Consider the following 24,718-nt stretch of genomic DNA (forward strand, 5'->3'; position numbering starts at 1 on the left):
GGGCCGCGCGTTCGGCGTCCGTGGGGAGTTCCACGGCGCCGATGAGCTGCTCGGCGTCCTCGGCGAACGCCTCCAGGAAGCGGCGGACGCGGGCCAGGAGCGCCTCGACGACGGGCTGTTCGTACACGTCGGGCCGGTAGTGCAGCCGCAGCGACAGCCTCTCGCCGGGCGCGACGACGAACGACAGGGGGAAGTGGGTCGCGTCGTAGGAGTCGGCCGCGGCGATGCGGACGCCGTTGAGGGAGCTGTCCAGCGAGGCCGGGTCGAACGGGTAGTTCTCCAGCACCGTCATCGTGTCGAACAGCGCGCCGCCGTGCCCCGCCACACGCTGGATGTCGGTGAGGCCCAGGTGGTGGTGGGCGAGGAGTTCGGTCTGCTCGTCCTGGATCCGCTCCAGCAGCGTGCCGAGCGAATCGTCCATCCGGTACCGGACGCGGATCGGCAGCGTGTTGATGAACAGCCCGATCATCTGCTCAATGCCGGGCAGTTCGGGCGGGCGGCCCGACACGGTCGCGCCGAACACCACGTCGTTGGAGCCGAGCAGCCGCCCGAGGACCAGACCCCACGCGCCCTGCAGGACGGTGCTCAGGGTGACGCCATGGCGCCGGGCGGCGCGGGTGAGGCGCCTGGTGGTGCGCTCGTCCAGTTCGGTGATGGTCCGCCGCGGTCGTTCCGGCGCGCGTCCGGCGGCCTCGGGGGCGACGAGGCTGGGTTCGTCCACGCCGTCGAGGGCGCGCCGCCAGGCCTCCTCGGCGGCGGCGCGGTCCTGCTTGGCGAGCCAGGCCAGGTAGTTCTTGTACGGGGTGACGCGCGGCATCCCCGTGTCGTGGCCGCCCTGCATGTAGAGCATGAACAGCTCGGTCGCCATGATCGGCGTCGACCAGCCGTCCAGCAGGATGTGGTGGTTGGTGAGGATCAGGCGGTGCCGTGCCGCACCCATCCGGACGAGGACGAACCGCAGCAGCGGCGGCGCGGTCATGTCGAAGCCGCGCGCCCGCTCCCGCGCCACGACGGCGTCCGCCTCGGCGCCCGCGGATGCGCTGACTTCCTCCCACGGCAGTTCGACCGTGCGGGGAACGACCTGCACGGGACGCGACAGGTCCTCGTGCCAGAACGCGGCGCGCAGGTTCGGGTGGCGGCGCAGCAGGGTCCCGGCGGCGGTCCGCAGCGCGGCGGCGTCCAGCGGCCCCTCAAGGTCGATGACGAGCTGCGCCGTGTACACGTCCGTGTCGCCGGCGTCGAAAAGGGCGTGGAAGAAGAACCCCTGCTGCAACGGCGACAGCGGCAGGATGTCTTCTAGGTCCCCCCGGTTCAATGCTGCCGCCTCCACGCGTCCTGTAGCTTGTCGATCTCGTTCTGGTCCAGGTCGACGAGCAGGTCGGACGGGGTGAACCCGCCCGCCGGCCCGTCTTGGTCACCCGAGGCGACGTGCGCGACGAGGCCGCGCAGGGCCGCGAACCAGCTTTCGGCCAGTTCCCGAACGTCGCCGGACTCCATCAGCCCGCCGGGCCACGTCCACGTCGCGGACAGCACGGGGCCGCCGGGCAGGTCGCGGGTGACGGCGTTGATCTCCAGGACGTGCGCCATCGGCATCCGGGGGTCCTCGCCGGCGGGCGGCTCCTCGGGCGCCGGCGTCCAGTCGCCGCCCTCGCCGCCGTCGATCCGGCCGAGGTAGTTGAAGGCGATCTGCGTGGGCGGCACCTCGGCCAGTTCCTCGGCGGCCTCCCCGCCGCCGTAGCGCAGCAGGCCGTAGCCGAGCCCGCCGCCCGGGACGGCCCTGAGCTGCTCCTTGACCTTCTTGACGGCGGTGCCCACGACCGAGCCGCCGTCGCGGACCTCGGCCCAGTCGGCGATCCCCGCGTCCAGCCGGACGGGGTGGATCGAGGTGAACCAGCCGGCGGTGCGGGAGATGTCGACGCCGGGCACGACGTCCTCCCGGCCGTGGCCCTCCAGGTCGATGAGGACGTCGGTGCCGCGGCCGCCGTGGTGCCGCCGCCACTGGGAGACCGCGAGGGCCAGGCCGGTGAGGAGGACGTCGTTGGCGCGGCCGTGGAACGCGGCGGGGACGCCGGTGAGCAGCGGGCCCGTGACGTCGGCGGGCAGATCGAGGGTGAGCGACCGGGCGCGTGCGGCGATGTCGACGCGCGGGTCGAGGGCGCTGCCGGCGAGCTTCTGGTCCGGGCCGTCGACGACGTCGAGCCAGTCGTCCAGTTCGCCGGCGTCGCCGCCGGACGCGGTGAGCTTCTGCGCCCAGCGGCGGAACGACGTCCCGACCGGCTGGAGCTCTCCCCCGGCCCAGGCGGTGACGAGGTCGGGCAGCAGGATGCGCCATGACACGCCGTCCACGACCAGGTGGTGGAGGACGACGAGGAGGCGTCCCTGGTCCTGGCCCGCGTCGAACCAGACGAGCTGCGCGACCGTCCCGGCCCGGGGGTCGAGGCGGTCGCGGGCGGCGGTCGCCTGCTCGGTGACGACGGCGCGGAGCTTGTCGGTGTCCAGCCCGGCGACGTCGACGCGGGTGACGAGTTCGGCGGCGTCGGACGAGCCGGGCTGCCGGACGACGGGCTGCCAGCGGTCGTCCTGCGCGTCCAGGCGGAGGCGGAGGATGTCGTGGTGGTCCAGGAGGGTCTGGAGTGCGGCCGTCAGCCTGTCCATGCCGAGGTCCGGCGGCGTGCGCAGCAGCATCGACTGGTGGAAGCCGCTGATCAGCGAGGCGTCGCCGCCCACCCGGTCGCGCAGCCACGCGACGATCGGGGTGACCGGGACCGGGCCGACGCCGGCGCCGGGCGCCTCGGCCTCGATCTGCTCGCCCTCGCCCACCGGACGCGCGGTCGCGGCCAGTTCCTCGACGGTCTGGTGCTGGAACACGTCCCGCGGTGTGATGACCAGGCCGGACTGGCGGGCGCGGGAGACGAGCTGGATCGCGATGATGGAGTCGCCGCCCAGGTCGAAGAACCCGTCGCCGGCCCCGACCCGTTCCAGGCCGAGGACCTCGGCGAACAGGCCCGCGAGGACCTCCTCTTCGGACGTGCGGGGCGCGCGGGAGGACACCTTGGCCGCGAAGTCCGGCGCGGGCAGAGCCTTGCGGTCCAGCTTGCCGTTGACCGTCAGCGGCAGGGCGTCCAACTCGACGACCGCCGCCGGAACCATGTAGTCGGGCAGGTCCTGACCGGCGAACCGGCGCAACTCCGACGCATCGACACCGCTCCCGGCCACATAGGCGACCAGGCGGTCGTCCCGGACGATCACGGCGACATCGGAGACAGCAGCGTGCCGCGCCAAGGCCGACTCGATCTCGCCCAGCTCGATCCGGAAACCGCGCAGCTGCACCTGCTGGTCGCTGCGGCCGAGGTATTCGAGGCGGCCGTCGTTCAGCCGGCGCGCGACGTCACCCGTCCGGTACATCCGCGTGCCCGCCGCACCGAACGGGTCGGCGACGAACCGCTCGGCGGACAGGCCCGGACGGTTGAGGTAACCGCGCGCCAGCCCCGCGCCCGCGACGTACAACTCCCCCGCCACACCCGGCGGTACGGGCTGCAGACGACCGTCCAGGACGTAGACGCGCAGATCCGGGATGCCGACGCCGATCACGCTGCCCGACGCGGCCGCCGCCAAGGCGCGGTCGAGGGCCACATACGAGACGTGCACAGTGGTCTCGGTGATCCCGTACATGTTGACCAGCGCCGGAGCATCCTCCGCATGCCGCGAGTACCAGTCCTCCAGACGCCCCAGGTCCAGCGCCTCACCACCGAACACCACATAGCGCAACGCAAGACCGGTGCCCGGGTTCTCCTTGTCAGCCGCCATCAACTGGTAGAACGCCGACGGAGTCTGGTTCAAAACGGTGACACGCTCATCCGACAGCAGCTTCAAGAACTCCCGCGGCGAACGCGACGTCATGAACGGCACAACGACCACACGACCGCCGTACAGCAGCGGACCCCACAACTCCCACACCGAGAAATCGAACGCATACGAGTGGAACAACGTCCACACGTCATCCACGCCGAACCCGAACCACCCCTCCGTCGAACGCAGCAGCCGCACCACATTCTGATGCGGAACCACCACACCCTTCGGACGCCCCGTCGAACCCGACGTATAGATCACATACGCCGGATGATCCGGATCGACGGCGACACCCGGGTCACTGTCGTCATAACCGGTCGCATCCAGATCATCCGGACCCAAGGTCAGAACCGGGCCGGCGTCCTCGACCATGTACGCCACCCGGTCAGCGGGATAATCCGGGTCGATCGGAACATACGCCGCACCCGCCTTCAGCACCGCCAGAATCGCCACGACCAGATCCGCCGAACGCGGCAACGACAACGCCACGAACCGCTCCGGCCCCACACCCTGCTCGATGAGCCGATGCGCAAGACGGTTCGCCCTCGCGTTCACCTCGCCATACGCCCACGTCACACCATCGAACGTCACCGCCGGCGCATCCGGACGAGCCGCCGCCTGCGCCTCGAACAACGCCGGGATCGTGGCCCGCTCCACCGGAGCGGCCCCTGCCCCGGCCCATTCGCCGAGGATCGTGGCGCGCTCCTCCGGGGAGAGGGCGTCGGCTGCGGAGATGGACGCGTCGGGTTCGGCGAGCAGCGCGGACAGGTACCGCTCGAAGCGCTCGATGAGGCGCCGGGCCGTGGACGGGTCGTAGAGGTCGAGCGCGTACTCCAGCTCGCCGTCGAGCCCGTCCTCCCGCTCGGTGAGGATCATCAGCAGGTCGAAGCGGGCGACGCCGGCGGTCAGCGGCTCCACCTCGGCGGTGAACCCGGGCATCTCCAGCCGCGCCTCGGGGTTGTTCTGGAACGTCAGCCCGACCTGGAACAGCGGATGCCGGGCCAGGTGCCGCGGCGGGTTCAGCACCTCGACGAGCCGCTCGAACGGGACGTCCTGGTGCGCGTAGGCGGCAAGGTCGGTCTCCCGCACCCGTCCGACCAGCTCGCGGAACGACGGGTCCCCGGACGTGTCGGTGCGGAAGACGAGCATGTTGACGAACATGCCGACGAGGTCGTCGAGCGCCTCGTCGGTGCGGCCCGCGATCGGCGACCCGATCGGCACGTCCGTCCCGGCGCCGAGCTTGGTGAGCAGCGCGGCGAACGCGGCCTGAGCGACCATGAACGGGCTCGCGCCGGTGTCGCGTGCCAGGCCCAGCAGCGCCTTGTGGACGTCCGCGCCGAGACGGAAGCGGGCCGTCGCGCCCCGGTAGGACGCCTCCGCCGGACGCGGCCGGTCCGCCGGAAGCGGCAGTTCCTCCGGCAGCCCCGCCAGGGCGTCCCGCCAGTAGGCGATCTGCTTGGAGATCAGGCTGCCGGGGTCGTCCTCGGAGCCGAACAGCTCGCGCTGCCAGAGCGAGTAGTCGGCGTACTGGACCGGCAGCGGCGCCCACTGCGGCGCCTTCCCGACGGCGCGGGCCGCGTAGGCGGTGATGAGGTCGCGCGCGAGCGGCGCCAGCGACCAGCCGTCGCCGCCGATGTGGTGCATGAGCAGCAGCACGACGTGCTCCTGCGGCTCGACCCGGAACAGGTGGGTGCGCAGCGGCGGCTCGGCGGAGATGTCGAAGGCGTACCCGGCGGCCATGGCGAGCCGGGTCGGCAGCTCCGCCTCCGTCGTGCCGACGACCTCCAGCTCGGGGCGGGCCGCGGCCGGGTCCAGGATGAGCTGGCGCGGCACTCCCCCGCTGTCGGGCAGGACCGTGCGGAGCGTCTCGTGCCGTTCGACGACGTCGCCGACGGCGGCGCGGAGGGCGTCCACGTCGAGGGGACCGCGGACGCGCATCGCCAGCGGCATGTTGTAGGTGGCGGACGGTCCCTCGAACCGGTTGAGGAACCAGAGCCGCTGCTGCGCATGCGACGGCGGGATCACGCCGGGACGCTCGCGCGGCTCCAGTGCGGGACGGCCCGGCTCCCCGCCGGCGCCGCCGAGGAAAGCGGCAAGGCTCGCGGCGGTCGGGGCCTCGAACAGCGCCCGGACGGGCAGCTCGGTGTCCAGGACGCGGCGGATGCGGCTGACGACCCGCATCGCGATGAGCGAGTTGCCGCCGAGAGCGAAGAAGTCGTCGTCGGCGCCGACCCGGGCGGCGCCGAGCAGGTCGGCGAACACGGCGGCGACGGCCTCCTCCGTCTCCCCGGACGGGGCGCGGTAGGCGGTCGCCGGCGTGACCGCCGGCTCCGGTTTCGGCAGCGCCTTGACGTCGACCTTGCCGTTCGGGGTGAGGGGCATCTCGTCCAGGACGACGACGGCGGCGGGCACCATCGACTCGGGCAGGCTCTCCCGGATGTGGGCGCGCAGTTCCTCGGCGTCGAGCGTCTGCCCGGGCGCGGCGACCACATAGGCGACGAGCCGCTTCTCCACCGGCCCTTCGATCGCCTCGGCGACCGGCTCGGCGGCGGCGAGACCGGGCAGGTCGAGGCCCTCGACCGTGACGGCGGCCTTCGTGGCGACGACGCCTTCGAGGGTCCGCCGGTACCAGCGGGTGAGCCGCTCGGCGGTCTCCCGGTCGAACAGGTCGAGGGCGTATTCGAGGGTTCCGGTGAGGCCGCCCCGGCCGTCGCGGGCGTCCTCCAGCAGGAACTCCAGGTCGAACTTGGCGACCCCGGCGTCCACCGGCTCGACGGCGACGTTCAGGCCGGGCAGCTCGACGGACGCCTCGGGGTTGTTCTGCAGGGTCAGCATGACCTGGAACAGCGGGTGCCGGGCCAGGGACCGCGCCGGGTTCAGCACCTCGACGAGCCGCTCGAACGGGACGTCCTGGTGCGCGTACGCGGCGAGGTCGGTCTCGCGGACGCGGGCGAGCAGCTCGGCGAACGACGGGTCGCCGGACGTGTCGGTGCGCAGCACGAGCGTGTTGACGAAGACGCCGACGAGATCGTCCAGTGCCGCGTCGGTGCGGCCCGCGATGGGCGAGCCGATCGGCACGTCGGTCCCGCCGCCGAGGCGGGTGAGCAGGGCCGCGAGCGCGGCCTGCAGGACCATGAACACGCTGACCTGGTGGTCGCGGGCGAGCGCCGCGAGGCCGTCCGCGAGCTCCGCCGGGACCTCGAAGGAGACCTGCCCGCCCCGGTAGGACGCGCGGTCGGGGCGGCGCCGGTCGTGCGGCAGCCGGATCTGGTCGGGCAGCCCGGCGAGGGCGTCCTTCCAGTAGGCGATCTGGCGTGCGGCGAGGCTGCCCGGGTCGCTCTCGGAGCCCAGCAGCTCCCGCTGCCAGAGCGCGTAGTCGGCGTACTGGACGGCCAGTGGCGCCCAGTCGGGGGCGCGGTCGTCGCGGCGCGCCAGGTAGGCGGTGATGAGGTCGCGGGCGAGCGGCGCCAGCGACCAGCCGTCCCCGGCGATGTGGTGCAGGACGACCAGGAGAAGGTGCTCGTCCTCCGCCAGCTTGTACAGGTGGGCCCGGATCGGCAGCTCGTTCGCGAGGTCGAAGCCGCGCGTGGCGTCCATGAACAGGGCGCCGTGCACGTCGGCGGTCTCGCCGACCGTCAGATGCGGTTCGGCCTCCCCGGGGCCGAGGATCACCTGGTGCGGTTCGCCGTCGCCGTCGCCGAACAGCGTCCGCAGCGACTCGTGCCGGGCGACGACGTCGCGCAGCGCGTCGCGCATCGCGTCGTGGTCGATCGCGCCGGTCAGCCGCAGCGGGATCGGCACGTTGTAGGTCGCGGTGAGCCCTTCGAGCCGGTTCAGGAACCAGAGGCGTTCCTGCGCGTACGACACGGGCAGCGGGGCGGGACGTCCGGCGGGGCGCAGCGCCGGGCGTTCGGCGGCGGACGCGGAGGCGATGTGCCCGGCGAGGCCCGCCACGGTGGGGGCCTCGAACAGCGCGCGGACCGGCAGCTCCACGTTCAGGGCGGCGCGGGCGCGGGCCACGACGCGGGTCGCCTTCAGCGAGTCGCCGCCGTGGTCGAAGAACCCGTCGTCGATGCCGACCCGGTCCAGGCCGAGGACGTCGGCGAAGATCCCGCAGAGGATCTCCTCGCGGGCGTCGCGGGGGCCGCGGGCGGTGACGGACGCGGCGAAGTCCGGCTCCGGCAGCGCGGACCGGTCCAGTTTGCCGTTCGGGGTGAGCGGCATGGCGTCCAGCACGACGATCGCGGACGGCACCATGTAGGCGGGCAGCGTCCGGGCGACGAACGCGCGCAGTTCGCCCGGGTCGACGGCGCCGACGACGTAGCCGGCGAGGACGCTGTCGCCGACGGCGTCGCGGCGGGCGACGACGACGCTCTGCGCCACGGCCGGGTGCCCGGACAGCGCCGCCTCGATCTCGCCCAGTTCGATCCGGAACCCGCGGACCTTCACCTGGTGGTCGAGGCGGCCGAGGTACTCGATCTCCCCGGCGTGGTTCCAGCGGACCAGGTCGCCCGTCCGGTACATCCGCTCGCCCGGCCCGCCGAACGGGCACGCCACGAACCGGTCGGCGGTCAGGGCGGCGCGGCGCAGATACCCGCGCGCCAGCCCGTTCCCCGCCAGGTACAGCTCGCCCGGGACGCCGGCGGGGACGGGGTTGAGCCGTCCGTCCAGCACGTACAGGCGGGTGTTGGCCATCGGGCGGCCGATCGGGGCGATCCCTCCGGGGTTGCCGTCGTCGTACCAGCCGGTGACGAAGATCGTCGCCTCGGTGGGGCCGTAGATGTTGGAGATCCGCGCGTCCGGCAGCAGCGCGCGGGCGTCCCTGACCAGCTGGGGCGGCAGCGCCTCACCGCCGAACGCGATGTCGCCGACGTCGAGCCGCAGCCCGCCGCGCGCCAGCAGCACCGCCAGCGCGGAGGGCACGCCGCTGATCAGCGTCCCGGACCAGCCGCCGCGCTCGGCGATCTCCAGGAGGTCGCGCACGACCTCGATCTCGCCGCCGATCGTGAGCGGCACCAGCCACTCGAACAGCGACACGTCGAAGTTCAGCGACGTGGAGAACAGGACGCGGCGCATCCGGTCGGGGCCGTAGCCGGCCATCGACTCGGCGCAGAAGTCCATGACGTTCGCGTGGGAGATGACGACGCCCTTGGGGCGGCCCGTCGAACCCGACGTGTAGATGATGTACGCCGGGTTGGCGGGGTGCAGCGGCCGGACGCGCTCGGCGTCGGTGACGTCCGCACCGGAGCGGCCGTCGAGGGAGAGGGCGTCGAGTTCGACGCGGGGCGTCCCGCCGGGCAGGTCCGCGTCCCGGGTCGTGATCACGCAGGCGGGGGCGGCGTCCGCCAGCATGTAGGCGATGCGGTCGGGCGGGTACGCCAGGTCGATCGGCTGGTATCCGGCGCCCGTCTTCAGGACGGCCATCGCCGCGACGACGAGGTCGGCGTCGCGGGGCAGGGACAGGGCGACGAAGTCCTCCGGGCCGATGCCGCGCTCGATCAGGTACCGGGCGAGGCGGTTCGCGCGGTCGTTCAGCTCCGCGTAGGTGAGGCGGGTCCCGCCCGCGACGACCGCCGTCCGGTCCGGCGTCCTCGCGGCCTGGGCCTCGAACAGGTCCGGGACGACGCCGGGCGCGACGGGCAGGGCCGTGTCGTTCCACTCCTCCAGCACGCGGACCCGCTCGGCGTCGCCCAGCAGGTCCACTTCGTGGAGCGGCGTGGACGGGTCGGCGTCGCCCAGGGCGCGCAGGAACCGGACGTAGCGATCGAGGTGCGTGGAGACCTGGTCCTCCGTGTAGAGGTCGGGGTGCGCCTCGAAGTCGACGCGCATGCCGGCGCCGTCGGAGTTGTCGTAGATGTTGATCGACAGGTCGTCGATCGGACCGGTAGTGAGGGCGTGCGTCCTCGCCGGCAGGCCCGCGAAGTCCAGCCGGTAGTCGAACGCCATGATGTTGATGACCGGCCCGTACAGCCGGTGGCGCTCGCCGAGGAGCTTCAGGTCGCGCAGCAGGTCGTCGCGCCGGTACCGCTGGTGGCGCAGCGCCCGCGCGCTCGCCCGGGTCGCCGACCGGACCAGTTCCTCCACGGTCATGTCCGGCGCGACGTGCACGCGCAGCGGCAGGACCGTCGACATCATCGCGGGGGTCTCGCGTGCGGTCTCCGTGGTGCGGCAGGCCGCCGCGAGCCCGAGGACGACGTCCTCGGTGCCGGTCATCCGCGCCACGTACGCGGCGGTCGCGGCGATCGCCAGCCCCGGCGCGGCGGTGCGCAGCCGGCGGGCGCCGGCCCCGAGCGCGGCGGCCTCGTCGGCCGGGATGACGGTGATGCGGCTCAGGTAGCCGGCGGTCGGCTCGGCCATCTCGTCGGCCAGCGACACGGCGACGGGCTTGTCGGCGAACCGCTCCGTCCAGTACGCGCGGTCCCGCTCGAACTTCTCCGACGCGCGGTAGTCCTCCTCCTCCGCGAGGAGGCCCCGGAAGTCGCCCAGCTCGCCCGGCTCGTACTCGCCGCCGTTCGCCAGCACGGTGTAGACCTCGGCGGCGCGGCGGCTGACCAGCAGGCCGGCGTAGCCGTCCAGGGTCACGTGGTGGGCGTGCACGAACCACCGGTGCAGGTCGGGGGCCAGCCGCAGCAGCGCGGTACGGAACAGCCGCTCGCCGTCCAGCGGCAGCGGCTCGGCCATCCGCTCGTTCATCCACGCCCGCGCGGCGGCGTCCGGGTCGGGCTCGCCGGACAGGTCGACGAGGGGGATCGACACGGTCGCGTCCGGGTCGAGAATCTGGTGCGGAACGCCGTCCACTTCGACCAGCCGCGCGTTCTGGGCGAGGGCCTCGTGCGCGGCGATACGCGCCACCCGGTCGAACAGCTCGTGGTCGACCGGTCCCTCGATCTCGATGTACTGCGCGATGTGGATCGGCGTTTCGGGTGCCAACTGCTGCGCGTACCAGACGCTCCGCTGAGCGGCAGAAAGAGGAACGTACTCGGTGGACATCAAGCGGCACTTTCCCGGTCGAAGGGGGTTTGCTTTACGCCCGGCATCGGGACCGGCTCGGCGCCGGCGGGCAGAAAATCAAAGAGAATGACCACAGAAATCGGGCTGTTTCCCCGTCCCCTTTCACCCCGAGTCCCTTCCGGAACCGCGATCGGCCGCATGAATGCGGGACCCAACGCCCTGTGGTCCGGCCAATACAGAGCGCCGCCACGTTCCGTCCTCGCCCGGGACCGCCCTGGACCATGCACTACTCAGGAGTAGCGGAGCCACAGTCAACCAGCCTGTCACATGCCTCGCAATCCCCTCAAAAGTAGAACTTGACCCGTCCTATTGCTAACAGGAGTGACAAAACCGCCGATGAGGCACCACCACCCGGCGTGGTGCGACGCTCACCGCGTGACAAAAGTTCACAACACATTCGACCTGATGCGGCTACACAGCGTGACAAATTACCCGGACGGGTAATCGTGCACGACGACCGCGGCGGCCCCCACCGACGGATGCCGCTGCAGCACCGCCTCGATCTCGCCCAGCTCCATCCGCACCCCGGCGATCTTGACCTGCCGGTCGACCCGTCCCAGGTACTGCAGGGTGGGGCGGTCCTCGCCGCCCGCGCCCGCCGGCAGCAGCCGCACCGCGTCGCCCGTCCGGTAGAGGCGGCCCGTCGGGGAGTCGCCGAACGGGTCGCGGTAGAACGCCTCGCGGGTCCGCTCCTCGTCTCCCAGATAGCCGCGCCCGACGACCGCGCCCCCGACGAACAGCTCGCCGGTCTCGCCGGCGTCGCACGCCGCCCACGTCCCGTCGTCCTCTTCCCGCAGCACGTACAGCCGCGCGTTCACGACCGGCGTTCCGATCGGCAGCCGGAGAAGCCGCAGGTCACCGGCGGTCACGTTGTGGTGGGTGACGTCGTCGGAGCATTCGGTCGGGCCGTAGGCGTTCAGCAGGCGCGCATGCGGCATCGCCTCCAGCCAGCGCCGCGACAGCTCGGCGGGCAGCTCCTCACCGGTCGCGATCATCCAGCGCAGCCCCTGCAGAGGCCGCTGCCGGGAGGTCTGCGGGGTCGTCCCCCCGGGATGACGGGGCTCCGGGGTCAGGTCGTCCAGGAGGTGCCTGACCATGGTCGGGACGAGTTCGACGATCGTGATGCCCCGCTCGTCCACGGCCTGCGCGAACGCGACCGGATCGTGCCCGGTCTCGTCGCCGACGACGTCCACCCGGCCGCCGAGCAGCAGCGGGCACAGCATCTGCCAGACGGAGATGTCGAAGCCGAGGGGGGCCGTGAACGCCACGACGTCCGCGCCGGTCAGCCCCATGTCGGCGATCTTGGCCCAGAGGTGGTTGACCATGCCCCGGTGCTCGACGACCGCGCCCTTGGGCCGGCCCGTCGAACCCGAGGTGAACAGCACGTACCGGGGCTGGTCGAGAGTGTTCAGTCGCGGTTCACCGGTCCAGGGCGCGAGGCCGTCCGCCGCGGCGGCCCGCAGCACCCGGCAGCCGGCGGCCGCCGCCCCCTCCGCCAGCGCGCCGGCGTCATCCGCCATGACCAGCACGGACGCGCCCGCCTGGACGAGGACGTCGCGGACGCGCCCGGCGGGCCACGACTCGTCGGCCGGCACGTAGAGAGCGCCGACCAGCTCGATCGCGAGGAACGCGGCGATGACGCCTGCCGAGCGCGGCCCCCCGACGCCGACGACCGTGCCGGGCTCGACGCCCTCGTCCTCCAGCAGTGCCGCCAGCCTGCGGGCCTCGGCGGCCAGTTCGGCGTAGGACACCGTACGCGTCCCGTCGGTGACGGCGGGACGGTCCCATTCGGCGGCGAACCGCTCCACCCGCGTGATCACGGGGTCGGCGACGTCGACGTCCTCCTCGCGGAGCATCCCGTGCCGGACGGCCAGCTCCCTGGCCCGCCGGACCTGTGCCTCGGGCACGTCCAGGGCGGGCAGCCCGGCCAGGGGGAGCAGCCGGTCCGCGGCGGGTCCGCGAGCATTCATCATTACTCTCCGTGATGTAGAACTTCTCCACCGTCATCAGCAAAACAAGCGGAGGGCATAGCATATCCGTGGTACGACAGAAGCATCTCGCATTCGTCGCTACCCGTCGGTAAGTAGGGGGTTGCGTGAAGAAGATGCAGGCCGGTACGGTGATGCCTCGCCAAGGCCGGGCGCGGGCACGCGGTGGACATCGGGGAAGATGAGGGAATTGCTTCTTCATTTGAGGGTGACAGTGTGCCGATAATCACCTCGCCGCAGGATTTCAATGTCGACGACCTTTACGTCGATCTGCGGCACGTCATTGACCGTCCGCTCTACCTCAAATGTGAGGGCTTCAATTTCGCGGGTTCGGTCAAACTGAAGGCCGCCGCCGCGATGGTGGAGGCGGCCGAGGCGGAGGGCGCGCTCACCGAGAACTCGATCATCGTCGAGTCGTCGTCCGGCAACCTCGGCATCGCGCTCAGCCTCATCGCGGCGAGCCGCGGGCTGAAGTTCGTGTGCGTCACCGACCCGCGCTGCAACCCCGCGTCCATGCGGGTCATGCGGGCGCTCGGCGCCGAGGTCCGGGTCGTGTCCGGCAGGGACGCCAACGGCGGCTATCTCGGCGGCCGCATCGCCTACGTCCGGGAGCTGTGCGAGTCCGGCCGCGAGTACGTGTGGCTCAACCAGTACGCCAACCGCAACAACTGGCTCGCCCACTACCGCGGGACCGCTCCATCCATCGACCGGGAGTTCCCCGACCTGGAGGTTCTCTTCGTCGGCGCGGGCACGACCGGCACCCTGATGGGCTGCGCCCGCTACTTCCGCGAGCGGAACCGCCCCGTCACGATCGTCGCGGTCGACGCGGTCGGCTCCGTCACGTTCGGCGGCATCCCCGAACGCCGCATGGTGCCCGGCCTCGGCACCAGCAGCAGGCCCGCCCTCGTGGACGAGTCGTTCATCGACGACGTCGTGCACGTCGCCGAGCCCGACACGATCCGCACCGTGCACGCCCTGTCGTCGCGCGGGTTCCTGTTCGGCGGCTCCACCGGCACCGTCGTGTCCGGCGCGTCCCGCTGGCTGGAGGCCAAGTACCCCGGCGAGGACCCTGTCGCGGTGGCCATCGCACCCGACCTCGGCGAGCGCTACCTGGACTCCATCTACGAGGAGAGCTGGCTGCGCGAAAACTTCGGCGACGAGCTGCCCGATATCCTCGACGCCTGATCACTCGGATAGGACACGGAGCACTTTTCATGACGCAGGCCCCCTCATTCGCCGTGATCTCCGGCGCCCAGGTCCACGACGCGGTCGCCGGGCGCGAGAAGCAGGTCACCGGGATGGTCGAGGCCGCCTACCGGCTGCACGGCGAGGGCCGGACCGTCAACCCCGACTCCTACTTCCTCCGGTTCCCCGACCGCCCGTCCGACCGGATCATCGCCCTGCCGGCCTCCGTCCAGGGCGACGTCGGCGTGCACGGCATCAAGTGGATCTCCAGCTTCCCCGGCAACGTCGCGAACGGCATCCCCCGCGCGTCCGCCGTGCTGATCCTCAACGACGCCGAGACCGGGTACCCGTTCGCGTGCCTGGAGAGCTCCATCATCAGCGCCGCCCGCACCGCCGCGTCCGCCGCCCTCGCCGCCGCCGCCCTCGCCGACGCGCGCGGCGACCGGCCCCGCCGCGTCGGCTTCATCGGCGTCGGCCTCATCGCCCGCTACATCCACACGTACCTGGCGGGCAACGGCTTCACGTTCGACGCACTCGGTATCCACGACCTGTCGGCGGAGCACGCCGACGGCTTCAAGGGCTACCTGGAACGCACCGAGAAGGGCGACATCACGATCCACGACACGGCCGAGTCGCTGATCCGCTCCTCGGACCTGGTCGTCTTCGCCACCGTCGCCGGCGAACCCCACGTCACCGACCCGGCCTGGTTCGCGCACAACCCGCTCGTCCTGCACATCTCCCTGCGCGACCTCTCCCCCGAGATCATCCTGTCGTCCTGCAACATCGTGGACGACGTCGAGCACTGCATGAAGGCCGACACGTCGCCGCACCTGGCCGAGCAGCAGGTCGGCAACCGCGACTTCGTCGACGGCACCCTCTACGACGTCCTCACCGGAAAGACGACCCCGCCCGCCGGCAAGCCGGTCGTCTTCTCACCCTTCGGCCTGGGCGTCCTGGACCTGGCCGTGGCGAGCTACGTCTACAACCGCCTCGACGAATCCGGCGCCCTGCACACCGTCCCCGGCTTCTTCCACGACCTCAGCCGCTACGGCTGACGGCGGCCGGACCGCCCGAGCGGCGATCCGGGCCCGGACCTCTGCGGAGCCCGGGCCCGGGATCGTTTCCCGTCAGTAGTGCGGGTTGTTGGTGTGCGGGATCTCGATGCTGATCGGCAGGTCCCCGCCGGACAGGACGAGCAGGGCCGCCAGGCGGAGGATCTCGTCGAAGGCCCAATAGGCCTTCTGCAGGGCGCCCGGCGCGTCCTCGAGCGAGAGCAGGCCTTCGCGGACGGCGATGAAGGGCTCCCAGGCGACCGCGAAGACCTCGTCCCAGAACGGTTCCCGGGGGATCTTCAGCCATTCGGCGATCTCGTCACCGAGGACGTAGCGGGTGAGTGCGCCGAGGATGGGCTTGGTGACGTACTTGAGGGGGCCGCCCGGGACGATCGTGGCCAGGTTGAGCAGCATGTCGGCCAGCTTGACGCCCTCGGGCGTCGGCGCCAGGATCGGCGTCAGGACCTGCGCGGCCTGCGAGTCGGCTTCGGCCCAGGAGTTGGGGATGTACTCGTCCTTGATGCCGAGCATGTGCGCGCACAGCTGCCACGAGTGCAGGAACGCCTCGGACTCGCCGGCCGGGATCGGCACCTTCCACTTCCGCAGGTTCTGCATGACGGTCGTGGGCAGGCTGTGCCAGGTGACCATCATGTCCGCCTGGCTGATCGGGATCTTCTCGTCGGCGACCTTCGACCAGTACGGGGACTGCGGAAGCAGGTGACGCACCCCCGCGTGCGCCAGCCGGGTCTTGACGCACGTGACGATCATCTCGCCGCGGTCCTTGTAGGCGTTCGACGTGCCGATGTCGTACCCGAGCTTGGCGGTCTTGGTGATGCGGTCCCGCATGTCCGCGCCGCCCTTGGAGTAGTAGACCGCGCGCGCCTCCTTCGGGATGACCGTGCTCATCATGCCGCTGGCGAAGCCGTAGGTGACGCCGAGGTAGAGCCCGCGCTTCTCGTTGAAGTCCACCGCGGTCTCGAGTTTGTCCTCGTCGGCCCATGACGGCATCTCGCGGGCCTTCTCGATGAACGTCCGCAGTTCGCGGGGCAGCAGGAGCGGCAGGAACTGGCCGTTCTTGGTCCATTGGCGCATCTGCATGTTGACGAAGTCCACGTGGCCGCTGTCGATCAGGTCGGCGACGAGTTCGTCGGCCTCCGGATCCCACACCCCGCGGGGGTCGGCGCCTGGCCCCGCGCCCGCGATCGAGCCCTGGGGCGACCACGTCCAGAGTGCGGACGCCTGCGCGGGCGTGGCGGCGCCCAGCGCGCCCGCCACGCCCAGCGTCCCGCCTGTGACCAGCACGTTCCGCCTGCTGGGTCTCTCCATACCTTCGCTCCTTCTCGGGCCGAGCGCGCCAGACTGATATGGTGATACGCAACTTGCATCTGCGTATCATTGACATGCCAGTAATGACAGCACACCGTGTCGGCCATCACAAGGCCTAGAGTGTTGGTGATTTGAGGCGGAATCAGCCTCCTCGGGAGGAGAACGTGGAACCTGCACCGTCCGCACTCATGGCGACATCGAGCCAGGAGTCGTTGCTCGAACGCGCTTACACCGACGCCGTCGACCATGTCGGCGACGCCGACGAGTCCCGTGTGCGCATACTCGATGCGGCCCATGAGCAGTTCTGCCGGATGGGCATCCAGCGCTCCACCATGGAGGACGTGGCCCGGCGCGCCGGGGTTTCGCGCATCACGGTCTACCGGCGGTTCGCCACCAAGGACGCGCTGGTGGAGCAGGTCGTGCTGCGGGAGTACCGCCGGTACTTCGACCGGTTCCTCATCGACATCCAGCGGGCCGAGACCGTCGCCGACCGGGTCGTGCTGGGCTTCGTGAGCTCGTTGCGCGCCATCCAGCGCAACCCGCTGATCGGCGGCATGATCGCGGCGGAACCGGACCTGCTCGTCTCCTCCATGATCAACGACGGCGGCCGGACCGTGGCCACCGTGCGGCAGTTCGTCGCAGGCCAGCTCCGCCGCGAGCAACGCGCCGGCAACGTGCCGGACGACCTGGACATCGACATGGTGGCCGAGATGATGGTCCGCGTCTCCGCCTCGTTCCTGGCGATCCCCAGCCGGCTCATCGACCTGGACGACGACGAGCAGTTGGCCGGTGTGGCCCGGCGGTTCCTCGTACCTCTGCTGGCATCACCCCGGGACGACGGGCGATAGCCGTTCGCCCGGTCAGGACCCCTCGTTCTCGTCCTTCAGGCGCTCGGGGAACCGACCCGCAGGATGGGCCGGTCACCACCGGCCCGCTGTCAGGCGAACTCGGAGGTGTCCAGGTCGATTTCGAACGGCTTCGGCAGTGGAAGCGTCTTCCCGAACGGCACCTGATCCGTGTGCCCGTAGTCCTTGCCATCCGGCCCGCTGAACAGCACCGTCCTGCCCTCCTCCCGGTCCACCAGCAGGTAGAAGGGGATTCCCGCTCTCGCGTACCCGGTGCGCTTGGCCTGGCGATCCCGCGTCGGCCGGGAGGACGTCACCTCGACGACCATGATGATGCCGTCATCCTCGACGGGCATCCATGTGGGCGCACCGTGGAACGGGTCCGCCTCGATGGCGACGAATGTGATATCCGGAATCACCCGATTGTCTGGATGTCCATCCAAGCCCGGCACCTTGAGGCCCTTGTTGCAGGCGCATTCGAACTCGGTGGCGCTGTACCGGATGACCTGGCGGATGATCTTGCCGATGCACCGCTCATGGTCGCCTAGCGGGGGTGGGGTCACGACGATCTCTCCGTCGATCAGTTCGGCTCGGAAGCCCTCGGGGGTCTCAAGGGCGAGGAAACCGTCCAGGAGAACGTCGTCTCCCTGCGTCAGAGGCTCATCAACCATCACAGTCATGCCCTGCTCCTTCCCTCGCGAGCGAGCGTACAAGCAGAGCGCCACCCTTCGCATACAGATCGTAATCACAGGGCCTTGCGAACTCAGCCTACGAGCTGAAGCCCCGTGTCGGACAGATAGAAGGTCCGGGGAACGGGCACGTGTCGTCTATGGACGAGCGAGAGTTCAGGCGCGGGGACGTTCAGGAGCTGACGGACTTCGAGCTGACCGTGTACGAGACCGTGGCGACGATCGACAAGGGCGGCGGGGCGGCGGACTTCGACACGATCGAGGAGCTCGTCGGCGCACCGGAGGAGGACCTCTGGGCGGCGCTCGGGCACCTGGTGTCGATCAACCATCTGCACTCCACCAGCCGGGGGTACGCGCTCGGCCCGCACGACTGGGCACCCTGACCCGTCCCGGTGGATGGGAACGCCGGCCGGCCCGGCGGCGCGCGTGCGGCACGATGACCGGGCAAGCGTGAGCACGTGTGGGAGGCCGCCGGAATGCAGCTCGTCGTCACCGAGGAACAGCGGGAGCTGAGGGACGCGCTGCGGCGCTTCTTCGCCGACCGGTCGCCTTCCGCCGAGGTGCGGCGGCTGATGGAGACGGCCGAAGGCCACGACCCCGGGGTGTGGGCGCAGATGGCCGGGCAGCTCGGGTTGCAGGGTCTCGCGATCGGTGAGGAGCACGGCGGCGCCGGGTTCGGGGTGCGGGAGCTGGCCGTCGTGTTCGAGGAGATGGGGCGGGCCGTGGTCTGCGCTCCGTTCCTCGCCACGATCACGGCCGCGGCCGCCCTGGAGGCCGGGGAGGGCGGTCATGATCTCCTGGCCGGGATCGCGGACGGGTCGACGATCGCGACGCTGGCGGTGGCCGAAGAGGACGGGCGCTGGGACCTCGGAGCGGTCGGGGCGACGTTCGAGGACGGGGTGCTGCGCGGCACCAAGGACTTCGTCCTGGACGGGCATGTCGCCGATCTGGTTCTCGTCGCGGCCAAGGGCGCGGACGGTGTGGGGTTGTACGCCGTGGAGGACGTCGCGGGGCTCGTCCGGACGGTGCTGCCCACGCTCGACCAGACGCGGAAGCTGGCGCGGATCGAGTTCGACGGCGTCCCGGCCCGGAGGGTGGGCGGGGAGGGCGCCATCCTGCGAGCCCTTGACGTGGCGGCGGTGGCGCTGGCCGCGGAGCAGCTCGGCGGGGCGCAGAAGACCCTCGACATGACGGTCGAGTACGCGAAGGTGCGGCACCAGTTCGGGCGGCCGATCGGGTCGTTCCAGGCGATCAAGCACCGGTGCGCGGACATGTTCGTGCTGGTGGAGTCGGCGCGGTCGGCGGTGCTGAACGCGGCGGCCGCGGCGGACGAGAGCCCGGAGGAACTGCCGGCCGCGGCGGCGCTGGCCAAGGCGTACTGCTCGGATGCCTTCTTCCACACGGCGGGCGAGGCGATCCAGTTGCACGGCGGTATCGGGTTCACGTGGGAGCACGACGCGCACCTGTACTTCAAGCGGGCGCAGGGGTCCCGGCAGTTGTTCGGGGCGCCGGAGCGTCATCGTGAGCGGCTCGCCGTGCTGGCCGGCCTCACGGATGCAGCCGAAGCCCCTTGAAGACCTTGTCCACGCCGTTCTTCGGGCCGTGGACGGAGAACCCGACGAGCGGCATCTCGTCGGCGGTGACGGCGCGGACGGTCTCGCGGTTCGCCTCGTCGTGGCCGGTTTTGAACATGTCCTCGATGTAGACCGCGATGTCCATCTCGCGTGCGAGGGCGCGTTCGTGGGCTTTGCGGATCGTCTCGGCGTCGGCCTCGTAGATCAGGACGGGCTGCCGGAACATCGCCAGGTAGGTGTTGCCGGACGCGTCCTCGTACGGTTCGCCGATGACGCCGGGGAAGGCGCCGGCGACGGCGCTCGCGAGGAACGCGGTGACGTTGAGCCGCTGCCATGCGGCCAGGTCGTCCCGGACCACGACCCCGATCTTGGTGTCGAAACGCATGTCGTCCAGGGTGCCTCGGCTGCGGGGACACTGTCTTGAACGCTCGTGCGCCAGACTGGGACGCGTGGAGTGGAGCAGGTACTGGCGGTCGCCCGACCGTCCCCTGGAGGCGATGCACGCCCATTTCGAGCGGCACGTGTATCACCGGCACAGCCACGAGACGTTCTCGTTCGGCGTGACCGAGGACGGGTATCAGGCGTTCCGCTGCCGGGGCGGCGCCCACACGAGCGCGGCCGGGATGGTCATCGCGTTCAATCCGGATGATCCGCACGATGGGCACGCCGCCGACGAGCTGGGGTTCACCTACCGGATCGTGCATATCGGGCCGGAGCTGGTGTCCGGGGTGCTGGCCGACATCACCGACCGTCCCGCCGCGCTGCCCTTGTTCGGGTCGCCGGTCGTGGCCGATCCCGTTCTGGCGCGGAATCTGCGCGGCCTGCACGCGGCGCTGCTCGGCGGCGCCCCGGCGCTGCGGCGGGACGAGCTGCTCACCGCGACGGTCGGGGCGATGGTCGACCGGGCGGCGACGCGGCGGTTGCGCGTCTCGTCCGCGAACGGCGCCGTCGAGCGGGCGCGGCGGCGGCTCGAGGAGTCGTTCCTGGACGACGTGGGCGCCGACGAGCTGGCGGAGGCGGCGGGATGCAGCCGCTTCGCGCTGTACCGGGCGTTCCGGCGGATCCACGGGATGGCGCCGAGCGACTACCAGCGTCAGCTGCGGCTGCGCGCGGCTCGCCGGCTGCTGGCGCGCGGGGACGCGATCGGGGAGGTCGCGGCGGCGGCGGGGTTCGCCGACCAGAGCCATCTGACGCGCTGGTTCGTCCGCTGCTACGGGATGACGCCCGGTCGTTTCCGCGGCGCTTCTTCCGATTGAGGAAGAATGCCGCCCATGAGACGGGCGAGCGGGGCGATGTTCGGGTCGGCGTACGGGGACTCCCTGGGCGCGCCGACCGAGTTCCTCACGATGCAGCAGATCCACCGGCGTTTCGGCGAGCACGGGCCGACGCAGCTCAACGGTGATCCGGCGCGGGTCACCGACGACACGCAGATGGCGATCGCGGTCGGCCTCGCCCTCCTGGACGCACTGGAGAACCCGCCGTTCACCCCCGATCTGATCACGCCGATGTGGCGGCGGCGGTTCGTCGACTGGCTCGACAGCCCCGACAACGACCGGGCCCCCGGCCATACGTGCCTGCGGGCGTGCCGGGGCCTGGCCGCCGGGAAGCCGTGGGTGGAGGCCACCGTGGCGGGTTCCAAGGGCTGCGGCGCCAACATGCGCGTCGCGCCGGTCGGTCTCGCGCCCGGGCTCTCCGATGAGACCAGGGCGGGCGCATCGCAGCTTCAGGCCGCGCTCACGCACGGGCATCCGACGGGTCTGGCGGCCAGTGAGCTGACCGCGTTCGCCGTCCGGTGGCTGGCCGGCGGGATGAACCCGTCCGACCTGCCCGCCGCGCTCCGCGCCCGCTGCCACGACCAGCGCACCGCCTACCACGAGCGCTGGCTCGGCACCCTCTGGCAGCAGCCGGGCATGGACTCCCCGGAGGCGTTCATCGCCCGCGGGTGGGACGAGTGCCTGGCCGTCCTCGACCGGCTGGACGAGGCCCTCGCGCGCGGCGACCGCGCGTCCGACCCCTGCGAGATCACCGGGGAGGGCTGGATCGCCGAAGAGGCCCTGGCGACCGGGCTGCTGTGCTTCCTGCTCTTCCCCGAGGAGCCGGTCGGGGCGATCTGGCGCGGTGCGGCGAGCTCCGGCGACTCCGACTCGATCGCCTGCCTGGCGGGGGCGTTCGCGGGCGCGCACCTCGGCATGGACGCCTGGCCGGACGAGTGGTCCGCGCGCATCGAGTACGCGGGTGACCTCGCGCGGATCGGTGGGGCCTGGGACCGGCCTTAGGACGCCGACCAGCCGGTCCACGCGTCGATCGTGATGGCGATGACGGGGCCCTCGGGCGGGCGGTCGCGGTACTGGGCGTAGCGGCCGGCGAGGAGCCGGACGGGCTCGGCCATCCCCTCCGGCTCCCCGACGATGCTCGCGTGGCCGTCCACGCGGACCCACCAGAGCCGGTCCCAGTCGTCCTCGTAGTGGTCGGCCAGCAGCGCGACGTGGGGGTTGGCGCGGATGTCGGCCAGCCGCCGCAGGTCGCGGGTGCTCTTCGGCTTGTGGTCGACGGCCGTGTAGACGGCTCCCCGGTGGACGGCGAACGTCACCGGGACGAGATGCGGCCGCCCGTCCTCGCCGACGGTCGCCAGGCGCACGACGGGAACTGTCGTCAGCAGCCGGCGCGCGTCGTCCGGGGAAAGCTTCGGCACCCCTTCAGCCTGTCATGCCGCCGCCCGCGCGTCAGTCCTCGAAGTCCGGGGGGCGGTTCTGCTTGCGGGCCTTGATGGCCTCTTCGAAGTTGTGGGTGGTGAGGCGGACGTAGAGCTGCGCCAGTCCCTCCTGGCCCATGTGGGCGTCGAGGCTCGCGGCGTCCAGGCTCGACCACAGCATCCGCTTCGTCAGCTCGGTGCCGGGGCGGCTGAACCCCGCGATCCGCTCGGCCAGCTCATAGCAGGAGTCGAGCAGCTTGTCGGACGGGACGACGCGGGAGAGCAGGCCGACGCGTTCGGCCTCGGTGGCGTCCACGTCGCGTCCGGACAGCATCATCTCGAAGGCGCGGGACGCGCCGATCGCGCGGGGCAGCAGGTAGCTGAGGCCGAGTTCGCTGGCGGTGAGGCCGTTGTTGATGCCGGCGGCGCGGAACAGGGCGGTGTCGGCGCCGAGCCTGATGTCGGCCGCCAGGGACAGGCAGAGCCCGCCGCCGATCGCCGGGCCGTTGACCGCCGCGATGACCGGCTGGTGGACGCGGCGCATCGCGCGGATCACGTCGTCGAGCAGTTCCATCGAGCGGAGCGCGATGGTGGGGAGCGTGAGCCCGTCGATGCCGGGGATGTCTCCCGGGTTCTCCAGGTCGGCGCCGGAGCAGAAGCCGCGCCCCGCGCCGGTGATGACGACGACGCGGGTGTCGTTGTCGCGGCTGACCTCTTCCAGCGCCTCCCGGAACGGGACCATGACGTCGAAGGCCATCGCGTTCATGCGTTCGGGCCGGTTGAGCGTGATGAGGGTGATGTGCGGGCGCGGCTTGTCGATCAGGACGAAGGGCAAAGCGGACCTCCCACGCGGTGACCTAGCAAGCGTTAGGTTACACGCGGGGGAACTCGGGGGGCGTGAGGCCGCGCTCGACGACCGCCGCCAGTTCCCCGTCCGTCAGGACGCGCGGCTCGCCGATCATCCTGGCCCGCACGTAGACGCCGCAGAGCCACTCCAGGAGGCGCGCGTTCTCGAACGCCTCGTCCAGGTCGCGGCCGATCGTGACGCCGCCGTGGTTGGCCATCAGCGCGGCGCGCTTCCCTCCGGCCATGGCGGTCCGGACGTTGTCCGCGAGTTCGGGCGTCCCGTAGGTGGCGTACTCGGCGACCTTGACCACGCCGCCCAGCAGGAGGGTGTTGTAGTGGATCGGCGGCAGCTCCGGCATGGTCGTCGCCACGACGGCGCCGTAGGTGGAGTGGGTGTGGACGATGGCCGCGGCCGGGGTCGCCTCGTACAGGGCCAGGTGCATGGGGGTCTCGGACGACGGCGCCCGCTCCCCCTCGACCAGCCGGGCCGACATGTTCACGACCGGGCAGTCGGCGGGCTCCATCCGGTCGAGCATCATCCCGCCCGGAGTGACCGCGACCAGATCGCCCGACCGGACGCTGATGTTCCCGGACGCGCCGGTGACCAGGCCGGTCTCGGCGAGGCGGCGGCCGGCCGCGCACAGTTGGTCCCGCTCGTCCCTCAGCAACATGCGAATACCTCTCACCTTTTCGGGTCCGTACCCCGTACGCTACGACCCTGACGATCTTCAAGGGGTGTGGTCATGGCGGTTGTAACACTGGGTGCGCACATCCTGGACGTGCTCGCGCGGCCCGTCGAAGGCATCCCCGGCGGGCAGGACACCGTCGTCGTGGACGAGATCAGGGTGACCGCCGCGGGCGCGGCCGCCGGGACCGCGGTCGCCCTCGCCAGGCTCGGCAACGACGTCGTCTCGGTCGGCGCGATCGGGGACGACGACCTCGGCGACCTGCTGATGACGATCATGACGCGGAACGGCGTGGACGTGCGCGGGCTCGTCCGGCGCACCGCCGACCAGACGAGCGCGTCGATCCTGCCGATCCGGCCGGACGGCGGGCGGCCGAGCTTCCACGTCCCGGGCGCCAACCTGACCCTCACCGCCGGCGCGGTCGGCCCCGGCCTGCTCGCCGCGGCGAGCATCGTGCACCTCGGCGGGCCGGACGTCACCTTCGGCCTCAACGATCCCGCGTTCTTCGAGACGCTCGCCGCCGCGCGGGAGACCGGCACCGTGGTGACGATGGACCCGCTGTCCAACATGCCCGACCTCCTCGCCGGCGCCGGCGCGTTCCTGCCGTACGTCGACCACTTCCTCCCCAACGAGGAGCAGGCCGCGGCGATGACCGGCGAGAACGACCCGGAGAAGGCCGCCAAGGCGCTGCTGTCCCGGGGGCCGGAGACGGTGATCATCACCCTCGGCGGGGACGGCAGCCTCGTCGCCACCGCCGACGGCGTGCACCGGCTGCCCGCCCTGCCCGTCGAGGTCGCCGACACCACCGGCTGCGGCGACGCCTACTGCGCCGGGTTCATCACCGGGCTCGTGCGGGGACGCGACGTCCTGGAGTCGGCGCGCTGGGGCACGGCCGCGGCGGCGACCGTCGCCCAGGGGCTCGGCTCCGACGCATGCCTCACCGACCTGGACGCGGTCCTCGCACTGCTGAGATGA

Annotated in this window: 16 protein-coding genes and 1 pseudogene; 8 read left to right on the plus strand and 9 right to left on the minus strand. The window is 71.4% G+C overall.

All coding sequences use genetic code 11. The features are described 5' to 3' along the window. Positions 1-10: 10 nt before the first annotated feature. The 3 genes and pseudogenes from ACGFK0_RS00865 to ACGFK0_RS00875 all read right to left on the minus strand — a co-directional run. Positions 11-1,330: pseudogene (locus ACGFK0_RS00865) on the minus strand (condensation domain-containing protein); the annotation flags it as partial. Then, on the minus strand, positions 1,312-10,839 hold the full coding sequence (locus tag ACGFK0_RS00870) for an amino acid adenylation domain-containing protein (protein ID WP_392898109.1): 9,528 nt from the start codon (positions 10,837-10,839) through the stop codon (positions 1,312-1,314). The pseudogene ACGFK0_RS00865 and the gene ACGFK0_RS00870, both read right to left, overlap by 19 nt. Positions 10,840-11,288: 449 nt before the next feature. Then, positions 11,289-12,830 (minus strand): amino acid adenylation domain-containing protein, encoded by a 1,542-nt coding sequence (locus tag ACGFK0_RS00875; protein ID WP_392898112.1) that lies wholly within the window; start codon positions 12,828-12,830, stop codon positions 11,289-11,291. A 234-nt stretch (positions 12,831-13,064) separates the two neighbouring features. Here ACGFK0_RS00875 and sbnA point away from each other — a divergent pair, with 234 nt between their 5' ends. Both sbnA and sbnB read left to right on the plus strand, forming a co-directional pair. Beyond that, a complete protein-coding gene (sbnA, locus tag ACGFK0_RS00880) occupies positions 13,065-14,033 on the plus strand; it encodes a 2,3-diaminopropionate biosynthesis protein SbnA (RefSeq protein ID WP_392898115.1) in 969 nt (322 codons plus the stop codon). Positions 14,034-14,062: 29 nt separating this feature from the next. Beyond that, a complete protein-coding gene (gene sbnB / locus ACGFK0_RS00885; RefSeq protein WP_392898118.1) occupies positions 14,063-15,088 on the plus strand; it encodes a 2,3-diaminopropionate biosynthesis protein SbnB in 1,026 nt (341 codons plus the stop codon). Positions 15,089-15,160: 72 nt separating this feature from the next. Here the strand turns inward: sbnB and ACGFK0_RS00890 are convergent, their stop codons facing one another. Next, on the minus strand, positions 15,161-16,411 hold the full coding sequence (locus ACGFK0_RS00890) for an oxygenase MpaB family protein (protein WP_392898120.1): 1,251 nt from the start codon (positions 16,409-16,411) through the stop codon (positions 15,161-15,163). A 188-nt stretch (positions 16,412-16,599) separates the two neighbouring features. On the opposite strand from ACGFK0_RS00890, the gene ACGFK0_RS00895 reads away from it, so the two are divergent. Then, on the plus strand, positions 16,600-17,259 hold the full coding sequence (locus ACGFK0_RS00895) for a TetR/AcrR family transcriptional regulator (RefSeq protein WP_392898122.1): 660 nt from the start codon (positions 16,600-16,602) through the stop codon (positions 17,257-17,259). Positions 17,260-17,348: 89 nt separating this feature from the next. Here the strand turns inward: ACGFK0_RS00895 and ACGFK0_RS00900 are convergent, their stop codons facing one another. Then, entirely contained in the window at positions 17,349-17,990 is a 642-nt protein-coding gene (locus ACGFK0_RS00900; protein WP_392898126.1) for a Uma2 family endonuclease, read from the minus strand. Between the two features lie 95 nt (positions 17,991-18,085). Here ACGFK0_RS00900 and ACGFK0_RS00905 point away from each other — a divergent pair, with 95 nt between their 5' ends. After that, positions 18,086-18,328 (plus strand): hypothetical protein, encoded by a 243-nt coding sequence (locus ACGFK0_RS00905; protein WP_392898129.1) that lies wholly within the window; start codon positions 18,086-18,088, stop codon positions 18,326-18,328. A gap of 93 nt (positions 18,329-18,421) precedes the next feature. After that, positions 18,422-19,519, plus strand: coding sequence for an acyl-CoA dehydrogenase family protein (locus ACGFK0_RS00910; protein ID WP_392898131.1), 1,098 nt, complete (start codon positions 18,422-18,424; stop codon positions 19,517-19,519). Here ACGFK0_RS00910 and ACGFK0_RS00915 read toward each other — a convergent pair. Next, entirely contained in the window at positions 19,494-19,904 is a 411-nt protein-coding gene (locus ACGFK0_RS00915; RefSeq protein ID WP_392898134.1) for a DUF2000 family protein, read from the minus strand. The genes ACGFK0_RS00910 and ACGFK0_RS00915 overlap by 26 nt on opposite strands. Positions 19,905-19,968: 64 nt before the next feature. Here ACGFK0_RS00915 and ACGFK0_RS00920 point away from each other — a divergent pair, with 64 nt between their 5' ends. Then, on the plus strand, positions 19,969-20,775 hold the full coding sequence (locus ACGFK0_RS00920) for an AraC family transcriptional regulator (RefSeq protein ID WP_392898137.1): 807 nt from the start codon (positions 19,969-19,971) through the stop codon (positions 20,773-20,775). Between the two features lie 15 nt (positions 20,776-20,790). Then, positions 20,791-21,795: an ADP-ribosylglycohydrolase family protein gene (locus tag ACGFK0_RS00925; RefSeq protein WP_392898140.1), complete on the plus strand. Its 1,005-nt coding sequence runs from the start codon at positions 20,791-20,793 to the stop codon at positions 21,793-21,795. Here the strand turns inward: ACGFK0_RS00925 and ACGFK0_RS00930 are convergent. The 3 genes from ACGFK0_RS00930 to ACGFK0_RS00940 are packed head-to-tail and all read right to left on the minus strand — an operon-like array spanning position 21,792 to position 23,728. Then, positions 21,792-22,211 carry a TIGR03668 family PPOX class F420-dependent oxidoreductase gene (locus ACGFK0_RS00930; RefSeq protein WP_392898143.1) on the minus strand — a complete coding sequence of 140 codons (420 nt, stop codon included), beginning with the start codon at positions 22,209-22,211 and terminating at the stop codon, positions 21,792-21,794. The genes ACGFK0_RS00925 and ACGFK0_RS00930 overlap by 4 nt on opposite strands. A 31-nt stretch (positions 22,212-22,242) precedes the next feature. Then, a complete protein-coding gene (locus tag ACGFK0_RS00935) occupies positions 22,243-23,046 on the minus strand; it encodes an enoyl-CoA hydratase (protein ID WP_392898146.1) in 804 nt (267 codons plus the stop codon). 37 nt (positions 23,047-23,083) lie between these two features. After that, on the minus strand, positions 23,084-23,728 hold the full coding sequence (locus tag ACGFK0_RS00940; protein ID WP_392898148.1) for a class II aldolase/adducin family protein: 645 nt from the start codon (positions 23,726-23,728) through the stop codon (positions 23,084-23,086). Between the two features lie 72 nt (positions 23,729-23,800). Between ACGFK0_RS00940 and ACGFK0_RS00945 the strand changes: the two genes are divergently transcribed. Further along, positions 23,801-24,718, plus strand: a complete 918-nt coding sequence (locus tag ACGFK0_RS00945) for a carbohydrate kinase family protein (protein ID WP_392898150.1) — start codon at positions 23,801-23,803, stop codon at positions 24,716-24,718.

This window comes from Spirillospora sp. NPDC048823 (assembly GCF_043198445.1).
Lineage (GTDB): Bacteria > Actinomycetota > Actinomycetes > Streptosporangiales > Streptosporangiaceae > Spirillospora.